The sequence below is a fragment of the Mycolicibacter terrae genome (assembly GCF_010727125.1).
In the GTDB taxonomy this organism is placed as follows: domain Bacteria; phylum Actinomycetota; class Actinomycetes; order Mycobacteriales; family Mycobacteriaceae; genus Mycobacterium; species Mycobacterium terrae.
On sequence record NZ_AP022564.1, the window covers coordinates 2,274,924 to 2,286,118 of the forward strand.

Here is an 11,195-nt window from a genome sequence, read left to right on the forward strand (position 1 = left end):
CCTCGAATTATGGACGCATTAGGTAAACGGTCAGTTACGTGCGCGATACGCATCTGCGCGATGCGGTGCCGCCCGGCGCAGCCACCGGTGTGCGGCCGAAAAAATCGCGGCAATTTCCACCACCGCCGTGGCCCGGGGCGGGCCGAGTGGCCCGTACCGCAATCGCGGCGATCCGCCACGTCATCATCCTCATCTGCGTAATCTGAGCTTCCTGCCAGAAACCTGTGCATTTGGTGTCAGACCAGCAGAGTACGAGTCCGGCGGCTGTACTGTCTGGTCGTGACAACGATCGACGGACAGGGTGCTGACGGAGAGCTGGACCCGCGGGGTCCTGCCACCTCACCAGCAACGAAAGAGACAACACACCACGTCAAGTACTCCGCCGACGTCGTCGACGTCGAGCTGGAGCTGGAACAGGGCTACCGCACCGAGATTCATAAGAATCACGACGACACCGTCGACGTCGAGACTTATGGCGGCGGCTTCGACCTGTCCCGCCGCGCGGTGGCCCCGCATCTGCGCGTTGGCAAGGACAAGTGGTTCAACCTGTTGTGGCTGATCCCGATCGGCTTCGTCGGGCTGGTGGCGATGATCGCGATCGGCAAGGGTGTCCGCAATATCCCCGGCGTCGAGGACTTCATCGCCCAATACCCGGGCAGCACCCCGTCGTCCAAGATCGACGACGGTCTTCCCGCCTGGGCCGGCTGGACGCACTTCTTCAACCTGTTCATGATGATCTTCATCATTCGGGCCGGTATCCAGATCCTCTGTGACCACCCGCGGCTGTACTTCAGCCGCAACTCCACCCCCGGCAAGGACGAATGGCTGCGGGTGGGGCCGCCGGTTCCGGACGACCCGTACTGGACCGCCAACGCCGACACCGTTGCGCTGCCGGCACAGTTCGGCCTGCCGGGCTTTCGGCACTCGATCGGCCTGGCCCGTTGGTGGCACATGGGCATGGGTGTGCTCTGGCTGCTCAACGGCGCGATCTTCTACGTCTTGTTGTTCACCACCGGGCAATGGCGGCGCATCGTGCCGACCAGCTGGGACATCATCCCGCACGCCGCCTCGGTGATGATCCAGTACGCCTCGATGAACTGGCCGGATGACCACACCTGGACCAACTACAACGCGCTGCAGTTGCTCTCCTACTTCGTCACGGTGTTCATCGCCGCCCCGGCCGCGTTGATCACCGCGCTGGGCATGTCGCCGGCGCTGTCGCAGCGGCTCGGGTTGATCAGCAAGCACATGCGGCTGAACCTGCAGATCGCCCGGTCCCTGCACTTCCTGGTGCTCTGCTACTTCCTGATGTTCATCCTGGTCCACGTGACGATGGTGTTCGCCACCGACGCCTTCGACAATCTCAATCACATGTTCGCCGCCCGCGGTTGCGCGGAAGGCGCTGGGCCTGAATGCCACAGCGCCACCGGGTTCTATGTCTTCTGTGTGGCTTTGGTGGTGTGCGCCATCGGCTGGATCGCCGCCACCCCGCTCACGCTGCGGTACCCGCGGGTCGTCCAGAAGGTCGGCTACGCCCTGATCGGCCCCTTCCAGCGGGCGCTGGAGAAGCTCGACCCGAAGCCGGGCACCTTCACCGAGGATGACATCTCGCCGTTCCACTGGCGCAACGGCCGGCTGCCGGAGACCGTCGAGTACAAGGAGCTGGAGGCAGGCGACTTCAAGGACTGGCGGCTGAAGGTCTACGGGCTGGTCGAGAACCCGATGGAGTTCTCCCTGGAGGACCTCAAAGCGTTGCCGTACCACGACCAGATCACCCAGCACATGTGTGTGCAGGCCTGGTCGGGTGTGGCCAAGTGGGGCGGCGTGCAGATGTCGACGATCATGAATATCGTCAAACCGCTTCCAGAGGCCAAGTGGGCCGTCTTCTATTCGATGGGCCTGGGCGCCACCGGCGGCATCTATTACAACGCGCACCCGGTCGACCAGATGTGGCATCACATGTCGATGCTCGCCTACAACATGAACGACCAGCCACTGCCCTACATGCACGGCCGGCCGCTGCGGTTGCGTAACGAACTGCAGCACGGCTACAAGCTGGTCAAGTGGATCAAGGGCATCGAGTTCGTCGCCAGCTACGAGGAGATCGGCAGCGGTCACGGCGGCTACAGCGAGGACCACAAGTTCTTCGGTCGCCACCAGACGATCTGACGCTCGCTCGACGTAGTGAGGGGCCGGCCTTGCGGGGCCGGCCCCTCACTGCGTCTCGGTCGTTCGGCGATACGTCCAGGCATCCGGCATCCAATCCCCACGGGACTCGCAGCCACGCCGATTAATATCCCGCACGTTAATCCTTTTATTACGGATACGAGTGGGCGAGGAATCGAGCCATGGCACACCCTGACGAGAACCACCGCGCCGGCCGAACAGCGGTGGTGAGCCCTGACGAGCTCACACCCGCGCACGAGGTCGTCAACCACGAGACGTGGGCCGGCGGCCTGGGCGAGAAGATGGCCATCGCCCCGCGGCTGCGCGTCGGCCGCGACAAGTGGTTCAACTTACTGTGGTTGATCCCCATGGGTTTCGCGGCGCTGGTGGTCGCCGTCGCGGTGGCGAAATACCTGGTGGGCCTGCCGGCGGTCAGTGACTTCGTCCACCGCTATCCCGGCACTGTCAAGACCGCGGGCAGCACGCCGGGGATCCCCGCGTGGGCGGGCTGGCAGCACTTCTTCAATCTGTTCCTGATGACGTTCATCATCCGGTCCGGCATCCAGATCCTCGCCGACCATCCGCGGCTGTATTTCAGCCGCAACGCCACCCCGGACACCGACGAGTGGTTCCGCATCGCCGGGCCGGTCCCCCAGGATCCGATGTGGACGGCCAAGCAGGACTCGGTGGGGCTTCCCGACCAGCTCGGTCTACCGGGTATCCGCCACGCCATCGGACTGGCCCGCTGGTGGCATCTGGGCACAGATGTGTTGTGGCTGGCCAACGGTGCGGTGTTCTACGTCCTGCTGTTCGCCACCGGACACTGGCGCCATCTGGTGCCCACCAGTTGGGCGGTCTTCCCGAACGCCGTGTCGGTGGGCATCCAGTACCTGTCGCTGAATTGGCCCGACGACAACGGCTGGGTGGCCTACAACGGCCTGCAGCTGCTGGCGTACTTCACCACGGTCTTCGTCGCCGCCCCGGCCGCGTTGATCACCGGGCTCGGGATGAGTCCGGCGGTGTCCATGCGCCTGACCCACATCAGCAAGCGACTGAGCATCCAGCTGGCCCGTTCGCTGCACTTCCTGGTGATGGCCTACTTCCTGGCGTTCATCGGCGTGCACGTCACGCTGGTGTTCGCCACCGACGCGGTGCGCAACTTCAACCACATGTTCGCCGCTCGTGACGGCTCCGGGCTGGCCGGCTTCTGGGTTTTCGCCGCCGCGATGGCAGTGACGATCACCGCCTGGGTGTGGGCCACCCCGTTCACCTACCGCCATCCGCGGGTGGTGCAGCGGGTCGGCTACGCGCTGATCGGCCCGCTGCAGCGGGTGTTCGAGTACGCCAACCCCAAGCCGGGGGCATTCACCGAGGAACACATCTCACCGCACTTCTGGCACAACGGCACCTACCCCGAAACGGTGGAGTACAAGGAGCTGTTCGCCGGAGATTTCACCGACTGGCGGCTGCACGTCTACGGGTTGGTCGAGCACCCGAGGGATTTCTCACTCGACGAACTGAAAGCCCTTCCCTACCACGAACAGATCACCCAGCACTTCTGCATCCAGGGATGGTCCGGGGTGGCCAAGTGGGGCGGCGTCGCGATGAAGACCATCCTTGACATCGTCAAACCACTGCCCGAGGCCAAGTGGGTGGTGTTCTATTCGATGGCCCCCGGCTCCGAGGGCGGGCTCTACTACGACGCTCACGACATCGGCCAGATGGACCACCATCTGACGATGCTGGCCTACCGGATGAACGACGAACCGCTCAGCTACGGACACGGAGCGCCGCTGCGGCTGCGCAACGAACTGCAGCACGGATTTAAAATGGTCAAGTGGCTCAAGGGAATCGAGTTCGTCACGCACTTCCGCGAGGTCGGTGGCGGCTACGGCGGCTACAACGAGGATCACGAATTCTTCGGCTATCGCCAGACGCTGTAACCCACACCTCCCGCCGGGCCGTCGTAGGGTTAGGTCCAAGCAACCGAGCAACGGGGGAATCCATGCGGAATCGCGGTATCGGAAAGTCAATCCTGTCGGTGGTGGTGGCCGGGTTCGCCGTCGGCGCGATGGCGACCGCCTGCGGTGACTGCGAGGACGATTCCGAAGAAGGCGCCGTCGGCGAGGTCACCGATGCCCCGGCCGGCACGCTGGCGCCGATAGCCCCCGGCGAAGCCGGCACCATCCCGGACTGGACGCCCGCTCCGGAGGCCCCGCTTACCAGCGCCGCACCCGCCATCGAGCGCCCCGCGCAGCAGGGCGAGGCCAACACCGCGCCCGCCCCGGCGGCACCCCAAGCCCCATCGGCGCCCCGGGTTCCGTCGGCGCCCGCGATCCCCGCCATTCCGGCGATCCCGGCGATTCCGGCCATTCCCGCGATCCCGGCCATCCCGGCGATCCCCTACCCGTAGGCGCCGTCCGGTCAGGGCCCCGTCCAGGCTGAGTCCAGGCGGTCGGCCACATCGATGGTCTGGGCCTGCTGAGACTGCGGGCTCTCGATCTGGTCGGCGACGTAACTCGCGATGAACCGCCGGATCTCCCCGTCGACACCGGCGAAGATCCGCAGCAGCTCACCGCGAATGGACGTCGACGACACCTCCACGGTGATGTCGGACGGCCTCGGTTTGGGCACGTCGATGATCAGCAGCAACGGCTCGGCGGCCCGCGCCGTGGCCCGCAGCGCGATGTCGCCGTCGACGGTGAACCGCTGCTTGTCCAGTCGCAGGTCGATGAGCAGGTCGATCACCAGCGGAATGTGGATCGCGAACGTGAGCAGATCACCCAGACCGCGTGCCACCCGAGGCTGCTCGATTCGCACCTTCGCGCTGACCCGGGCAATCCCGCCCGGCCCCTGACGCATCGGTGGCATCTCGAATTCATCGCCGGCGATCGCGGCGAACGCAGCTGCCACCCGCTCTTCGGTGACCGCGATCTCGAAGAACTTCCGCCCGAACTCTTCGTAAGTCAGGAAGCTGAGGTTCTGCATAGCTTGATACCGTCTCACGTCCCCATCTGCAACGGCCGCTGATCGGCGTGCGCGTCGCCGTTATCTTCTCACTCGTAACCTCGGCGGGAGTGGGTGTTCCGATCAGCGACACCGCCCGCGACCGGGAACTGCCGGCCGCCGCCGGGGCGGTCCACATCCGTCTCGGCCGCAGATGGGTCGATCCAGCGGCCCTGCGCCCGCTGAAATCCACTCTTGATCGGGCGCATCGCGCGGCTACTCCGGCTCGCAGAGCGCCGGCGCCAACCGATAGGTCAGCGATGCGCGATTCACCGAAAACGGTTAAACCCCAACAAAAATCGTGGGCATTACCGACATCCGAAACGACACGCGGTGCACAACAGCCGTTCTCGATGGTCACACCGTAGAGTCCATCCACTTATCCGATTTCCCATGCGATTTCGCTTCAATTCGAAATTGAAACTGTTTCAAGCACTCTCGAATTACCCGCGTACCGCCTCTACCTGCACTTCACGGTGCATTTCATGGCCGAAATCTGGTCTAGGAGGCACATTTTCACCCTCCTACCAGGTGTTTTCCGTTGCGGCGTAATACATAACAACTTGAGCTTCAAACGTGATGCCTGCCACAGATTTTGGAGGGCACGGAAAGCCATTGTTAATGTGCTCGGTCATGTTTGGTTTAGACGCGCTGATGGCGCTCATCCAGCAGGTTTCCGGCACGCCGTACATCACCGGTGGGGACAGCCCCGCCGGAACGGACTGCTCGGGCCTGGCCTCCTGGGTGTCCAATGTCGCCACCGGTCGCCCGGCCTTCGGCGACCGGTTCCACACCGCCAACGAGGAGTCGGCTCTGCTGGCCCGCGGCTTCCAGTACGGCACCGCTCCCGGCGCCCTGGTGGTGGGCTGGAACAGCCGCCACACCGCCGTCACACTGCCTGACGGCACTCCGGTGGCCAGTGGCGAGCGCGGCGGGGTGCGGATCGGCGGCGGCGGCGCCTACCAGCCCCAGTTCACCCACCACATGTACCTGCCGATGCCCGCCGACGACCAGGCCCCGCCGATGGAGGCCCCGGTGCAGTTCGCCGCCATGGTGGAGCCTGCCGCTCCCGAACCGGCCGCCGAGCCGATGGGCTTCGAGATGGCGCCGCCGCCGTTCGACGCCCCGCCCCCCGAGGCCCCGCCCGCCCCGCCGTTCGAGGCCCCGATGGACTTCCCGCCCGGTGAGGCGCCCCCGATGGACGGCCCGCTGCCCGACGAGCCGGGCCCGGCACCCACCGACCGCGACGCGCCCCCGCCGGCTTAACCCCCCGGCCGCGCCGCCACGATGCGGCGTCGCGCCAGCAGCCACGCCAGCCCCTGCCCCTCGCCGTGCGCGATCGCCTCAAGACCGGCGAAGGCCGCCCGGAGCTCACCGGGCGCGGCCCGGAACCGCCCGGCGGAACCACCGACCTGGCTGAGCGCGGTAACGGCCAGCAGTCCGCCCGGCGCCAGGCGCTCGATCATCGGCGCATCCAGCCGTCGGTCACGGAACCGGGCGCAGTAGATGACATCGGCGGGCGGCCCGTCGGGCAAGCCGTCATCGAGATCGGCGACATCGAATCGGCAGCGGCCGGCGACGCCGCTGCGGGCCGCGAGCGCGCTGGCCTGCTCGATCGCCACCGGGGATACGTCGAATCCCCTGACCTGGAGTCCCCGCCGGGCCAGCCAGACCGCGGCGGTCCCCTGCCCGCAGGCGACGTCGAGCGCATGACCTGCGGTCGGAAACTCGTCCCGGTAGGACGCGAAGACCGCCGCCGGGCCGATCGCCTCGGGCTCCGGTAGGCCTCGCTCGGCGAATTTGTCATCCCAGAGGGCGCGGTCGTCGTCGCTCATCGCCATGGACGATACTGCGATGGTGAAGCTACGCCCCTGGATCGTGCTGGTGCTCTTCGTCGTGGGCGCCGCGGCAGGCCTGGTCGGCGATCACTCTCACGTGGTCACCGGAACCACCGAGTACCTGCCGCCGTCGCACGCGGTGCCGTTCGTGTGGAGCAGCCCGATCTGGTTTGCGGTCATGGTCGGTGCCGGCACCGCGATCCTGGCGGAGCTGCGACTGCATCTTCCCGCGGTCCGGAGCGCGGTGACGGTACGCCAGGGGGCGGCCGGTGTCGCCGCCGTGCTGGGCAGCTATGTCGTCACCGCGATGCTGCATACCGCGCCGCAGGTTCCGATCACGACGTTGATCTGCGCCTTCGCGGTCCTCACCTTCTGCGCCCTGGGGGATCGTCCCGCGATCGTGTGCGGGATTCTGGCCGCGGTCTGCGGGCCGGCCATCGAGATCGCGATCGCCGCGGCGGGCCATTTCCGCTACGCCGACGACTCCGACGCCTTGTTCGGGGTGGCTCCGTGGCTGATTCCGCTGTACTTCGCGTTCGGGATCGTTGCGGCACTGATCGGCGAAATCGCCGCCGGTACAAGGCGTTCAACCTAGGACTCAGGCAGGAAGAACCGATGGCACCGGTCACGCTCGGCGGATATCACGCCAAGCAGTGCGCCCGCGTCACCCATAACCTGTTCGCCCCCGGTATCGCGGAGCCGGCCGAGCCCTCGCCGGGGCTGGTGGCCTTGCGCGATGCCGGCGTTGCCTTCGAGAGCGCGATCCTCGACGAGTTGCGGGACCACTACGGCGCTTCGGAGCAACTGGTGGTGCTCGACGCCGGCGCCGGCCGATCCGAGCAGCGCCGGCGCACCCTCGCGGCGATGGACACCGGCGTCGATGTCATCGTCGGCGCACTCCTGCCGCAGGTGAACGGCCGCAGCGGCCTGCCCGATGTGCTGATCCGGCACGGATCGGGCTACCTGCCCGTCGACATCAAGAATCACCGCACCCTGAGCACGTCGAAACGCTCCGCGGTGGCGGTGTCGACACTGTCGGCGCCGGATGAAATGCTGACCCGCCCCGGCTACAACGATCACGGGGCGCGTTGGCGTGACGATGTCATGCAGCTGGCGCACTACACCCGGATGCTGGAGGAGCTGGGATATCACCCCGGCGTGCACCGCGGCGGCATCATCGGCAGCTCCGACCTCACCGAGCTCGTCGGCGAGGAACACGGCATCACCTGGTACGACCTGCAGGCCGAGACCATCACCACCTATTCCGCCAGCGAACCGGAGCACCGCAAGAAGCGCTCCGCCCTGCAGCGCTACGACCATGAGTTCGCCTTTCGCCTCGAAGTCGCGCACGCCGCGGCGTCCGGACGAGAACTGGTGCGCCCCTATCGGATCAGCGACTGCGACACCTGTGATTGGTTTGAGTACTGCGCCACGGTCGCCGGCGACGACGACGCATCTTTTGCGATCGAGACCGGCCACCTCAACGTGCGGGAGTGGCAGTATCTGTACCGGCACTGCGGCGACGGCGAGAGCTTGAGCGTCACTCAGTTGGCCCAGGTCGACCCCGATGCCCACCTCGAGGCGTTCCGCATCCAATCGGTCGGCACCCAGAAGCCGGCGGATCGTCTGGCGAAGGTGGTCCGGCGCGCCCGAATGAGCTGTGCCGAACTCGATTACGAGCAACGCGGGACGGAGCGTCCGGTGGTTCCCTGCGCCGATATCGAGGTTGACTTCGACATCGAGTGGGACAGCGAGGCCAGGATCTACCAGTGGGGTCTGCGCATCCGTGACGGCCAGGACGACACCACCGCCCACTACGACCCGGTGGTCTCCTTCGAACCGCTCGACGACGACGGCGAAGCCGGGCTCGCCGACGAATTCGCTTCCCGGATCCGGCAATTGCGCGGCCGGGCCGAGCGGGAGGACAAATCACTGCGCGTCTTCCACTGGCACCATCCTGAGACGTCGAGTACCCGCAGGTTCCCCGCCGTCGCCGCGGCCCTCGACGGACTCACCTACGACCTGCGCCAGTGGTTCGACGCGGAGTATTTCGCCCGCACCTCGTCGTCGATCAAATGCGTCGCCGGGTACTTCGGCTACCAGTGGGAGGTCGACGATGCCGGCGGCCTGGTCTCCCAGCTGGCGATCGACGTGGCCCGCGGCGAGGGACCGGAGGCGGACGCCGCCCGGCAGTGGTGTCTGCGATACAACGAGTGCGACGTCGCGGCGCAGGCCGCGATCCGCGACGGGTTGCGCTGCGACGGCCCGTGAGCCGGTTCAGCTCTGCTGCGGCACCGTCGGGCAGATGTTGGAGTGCGCCGAGTCGACCACCTGGCCCGCGGCCGGCTTGGGGATCTGCAGGTAGACCGAGACCTGCTCGACGATCAGGCTGGTCGGATGCTTGGGGAACTCCAGGCAGGCGGTCCGTCCGGCGGCCAGCCGTGGCGCTTCGCTGCCGGGCGGGAACTGCGGGCGGATGGCGTTGAGGTAGGCCATCTCCCCCGCGTTCGGGTAGGTCGACTTCTGCGCGGCGCACAGCAGAATGTCCGGGCTGTTGCCGCAGTAATCGGGATCCCGGGGATTGAGCGGGTCGGCGTGGGCCGATGACGCGACACCGATCAGCGCGGCCAGCGCGGCCAGGGCTGTCGCCAGGGCGGTTGATTTCACGTCCAGCGCCTTTCTTTCTCGCCGCTGACGCTAGCAGCTATCCGGCCTGCGCCGAAGGGTCTTGCCGGCCTCCGATCCGGACCGGTCAGCTGCACCGCCCACGCTCGTCGTAGCATCGCCGCTATGAGTTGGAGCGTCCGGTTCACCGCACCGCTGGCCGCCGCCTGCCTCTTCGTCGGGGCCCTTCCAGGCGCCGGCCCAGCCCTCGCCGACGAGGCCGGCTTCATGAAATACCTCGCCTCGCACGGCTACACCGCCCGGTACGCCGGGGACGAACCGATTCCCGAGCCCAGCGTGCGCGCGCTCGGGCACATGATCTGCGAGAACCTGCACGTCGGCCGGAGCGTGGCGGCTCAACAGCCGCACTATCCGGCGTGGCCGCAGTTCTCCCTCATCGCGGAGGCCGCACAGCACGAGCTCTGCCCCGGTTCTTAGCAGCGACTGCCCGGCTTCATCCGGGTGTCGGCCGGGTGCGCTGCGGGTAATTCCGTGCCATGAGGCTGCGCAGAAGTAATGTCGGGGCCGGCGGGTTCCGCCGCGTCGGTCGGGGCCGCGGCTTTTCCTATACCGACGGGCACCGGCCGGTCGACGACCCGGAGGTGCTCGCCCGCATCAAGGAGTTGGTCATTCCGCCGGCGTGGCGCAACGTGTGGATCTGTCCGCACCCTAACGGGCACATTCAGGCCGTCGGAACCGATGCCGCCGGGCGTCGGCAGTATCTGTACCACCCGCAGTGGCAGGCCGAACGGTCCGAGGAGAAATACGACCGGGTGCTGGCCCTGGCCAGGCTGCTGCCGCAGTGGCGAGCCGATGTGCTGACCGACCTGCGTTGCCGCGGACTGAGACGCGACCGGGTGCTGGCGGTGGCCCAGCAGCTGATCGACCGGGGTTATTTTCGCGCCGGCGGCGAGGAATACGTCCAGGAGAACGGCAGTTTCGGGCTGGCGACCCTGCTGCGTGACCACGTCCGGATCCGCAGCGGCAGCGTGGACTTCGACTATCCGGCCAAAAGCGGTGTACGGCGGACGGTGTCGGTGGACGATCCGCTGGTGGTCCGGGCGGTGCGCTCGCTGCTGCGTGCGCCGACCGACATTCCCCGGCTGCTGGTGTACCGCACGCCCGAGGGCTGGTGCGAGGTACGCGCCGACGACCTCAACGAGCGGTTCCGGGAACTGACCGGCGAGCAGTTCAGCGTCAAGGACCTGCGCACCTGGCATGGCACCGTGCTGGCGGCCGAAAGCTTCGCCGCCGCCCGCGAGCCGACCTCGAAGACCGTCCGACGGCGGGAGATTGCGGAAGTGATGCGTTGTGTCGCCGAGGAATTGGGTAACACACCGGCAGTAGCCCGCGGTTCATACGTGGATCCGCGGGTGGTGGAGGCCTACGAACGGGGCATCACCATCCGATCGGCACTGAACCGGTTGAAAACCCGCGGGAAGACGGCCGCGCGCACACTGGCCGTAGAGAATGCCACCGCTCGGATGATCAGGCGCATCGACCGGGCACGACGCTGAGTTG

The 11,195-nt window shown here is 66.9% G+C and carries 11 protein-coding genes; 8 read left to right on the forward strand and 3 right to left on the reverse strand.

The annotated features are described in order from the left end of the window. The first annotated feature begins 402 nt into the window (after nucleotides 1-402). The 3 genes from G6N23_RS10975 (at nucleotide 403) to G6N23_RS10985 (ending at nucleotide 4,579) form a co-directional block, all read left to right on the forward strand. Complete coding sequence (locus tag G6N23_RS10975; RefSeq protein ID WP_085261929.1) at nucleotides 403-2,169, forward strand: molybdopterin-dependent oxidoreductase; 1,767 nt, start codon at nucleotides 403-405, stop codon at nucleotides 2,167-2,169. 179 nt (nucleotides 2,170-2,348) lie between these two features. Next, on the forward strand, nucleotides 2,349-4,109 hold the full coding sequence (locus G6N23_RS10980; RefSeq protein WP_085261925.1) for a molybdopterin-dependent oxidoreductase: 1,761 nt from the start codon (nucleotides 2,349-2,351) through the stop codon (nucleotides 4,107-4,109). Nucleotides 4,110-4,171: 62 nt separating this feature from the next. Then, on the forward strand, nucleotides 4,172-4,579 hold the full coding sequence (locus tag G6N23_RS10985; RefSeq protein WP_085261924.1) for a hypothetical protein: 408 nt from the start codon (nucleotides 4,172-4,174) through the stop codon (nucleotides 4,577-4,579). An 11-nt stretch (nucleotides 4,580-4,590) separates the two neighbouring features. On the opposite strand, the gene G6N23_RS10990 is transcribed toward G6N23_RS10985, so the two are convergent. Beyond that, a complete protein-coding gene (locus tag G6N23_RS10990) occupies nucleotides 4,591-5,154 on the reverse strand; it encodes a hypothetical protein (RefSeq protein ID WP_085261923.1) in 564 nt (187 codons plus the stop codon). A gap of 651 nt (nucleotides 5,155-5,805) precedes the next feature. On the opposite strand from G6N23_RS10990, the gene G6N23_RS10995 reads away from it, so the two are divergent. Beyond that, nucleotides 5,806-6,438 carry a C40 family peptidase gene (locus G6N23_RS10995; protein WP_162291750.1) on the forward strand — a complete coding sequence of 211 codons (633 nt, stop codon included), beginning with the start codon at nucleotides 5,806-5,808 and terminating at the stop codon, nucleotides 6,436-6,438. Here the strand turns inward: G6N23_RS10995 and G6N23_RS11000 are convergent. Then, nucleotides 6,435-7,007 carry a class I SAM-dependent methyltransferase gene (locus G6N23_RS11000; protein WP_085262688.1) on the reverse strand — a complete coding sequence of 191 codons (573 nt, stop codon included), beginning with the start codon at nucleotides 7,005-7,007 and terminating at the stop codon, nucleotides 6,435-6,437. The two genes, G6N23_RS10995 and G6N23_RS11000, sit on opposite strands and share 4 nt — an antisense overlap. 19 nt (nucleotides 7,008-7,026) lie before the next feature. Between G6N23_RS11000 and G6N23_RS11005 the strand changes: the two genes are divergently transcribed. Together G6N23_RS11005 and G6N23_RS11010 are read left to right on the forward strand one after the other, a co-directional pair. Further along, nucleotides 7,027-7,605 carry a diacylglycerol-binding protein gene (locus G6N23_RS11005; RefSeq protein ID WP_234808728.1) on the forward strand — a complete coding sequence of 193 codons (579 nt, stop codon included), beginning with the start codon at nucleotides 7,027-7,029 and terminating at the stop codon, nucleotides 7,603-7,605. A 20-nt stretch (nucleotides 7,606-7,625) separates the two neighbouring features. After that, the gene (locus G6N23_RS11010; protein ID WP_085262658.1) at nucleotides 7,626-9,281 is read left to right on the forward strand and encodes a recombinase RecB; all 1,656 of its coding nucleotides are present in this window, start codon (nucleotides 7,626-7,628) and stop codon (nucleotides 9,279-9,281) included. A 6-nt stretch (nucleotides 9,282-9,287) separates the two neighbouring features. Here G6N23_RS11010 and G6N23_RS11015 read toward each other — a convergent pair whose 3' ends face one another. Then, on the reverse strand, nucleotides 9,288-9,677 hold the full coding sequence (locus G6N23_RS11015; RefSeq protein ID WP_085262659.1) for a hypothetical protein: 390 nt from the start codon (nucleotides 9,675-9,677) through the stop codon (nucleotides 9,288-9,290). 123 nt (nucleotides 9,678-9,800) lie between these two features. Between G6N23_RS11015 and G6N23_RS11020 the strand changes: the two genes are divergently transcribed. After that, nucleotides 9,801-10,112, forward strand: coding sequence for a DUF732 domain-containing protein (locus G6N23_RS11020; RefSeq protein WP_085262660.1), 312 nt, complete (start codon nucleotides 9,801-9,803; stop codon nucleotides 10,110-10,112). Between the two features lie 59 nt (nucleotides 10,113-10,171). Further along, nucleotides 10,172-11,191, forward strand: a complete 1,020-nt coding sequence (locus tag G6N23_RS11025; protein WP_085262661.1) for a DNA topoisomerase IB — start codon at nucleotides 10,172-10,174, stop codon at nucleotides 11,189-11,191. Nucleotides 11,192-11,195: the final 4 nt, after the last annotated feature.

What these genes read in the sequence shown, in the direction of transcription:
- G6N23_RS10980 (WP_085261925.1), top strand. Translation starts at nt 2,349, where the DNA reads ATGGCACACCCTGACGAGAACCACCGCGCCGGCCGAACAGCGGTGGTG.
- G6N23_RS10985 (WP_085261924.1), top strand. Translation starts at nt 4,172, where the DNA reads ATGCGGAATCGCGGTATCGGAAAGTCAATCCTGTCGGTGGTGGTGGCC.
- G6N23_RS10990 (WP_085261923.1), bottom strand. Translation starts at nt 5,154, where the DNA reads ATGCAGAACCTCAGCTTCCTGACTTACGAAGAGTTCGGGCGGAAGTTC.
- G6N23_RS10995 (WP_162291750.1), top strand. Translation starts at nt 5,806, where the DNA reads ATGTTTGGTTTAGACGCGCTGATGGCGCTCATCCAGCAGGTTTCCGGC.
- G6N23_RS11000 (WP_085262688.1), bottom strand. Translation starts at nt 7,007, where the DNA reads ATGAGCGACGACGACCGCGCCCTCTGGGATGACAAATTCGCCGAGCGA.
- G6N23_RS11005 (WP_234808728.1), top strand. Translation starts at nt 7,027, where the DNA reads ATGGTGAAGCTACGCCCCTGGATCGTGCTGGTGCTCTTCGTCGTGGGC.
- G6N23_RS11010 (WP_085262658.1), top strand. Translation starts at nt 7,626, where the DNA reads ATGGCACCGGTCACGCTCGGCGGATATCACGCCAAGCAGTGCGCCCGC.
- G6N23_RS11020 (WP_085262660.1), top strand. Translation starts at nt 9,801, where the DNA reads ATGAGTTGGAGCGTCCGGTTCACCGCACCGCTGGCCGCCGCCTGCCTC.
- G6N23_RS11025 (WP_085262661.1), top strand. Translation starts at nt 10,172, where the DNA reads ATGAGGCTGCGCAGAAGTAATGTCGGGGCCGGCGGGTTCCGCCGCGTC.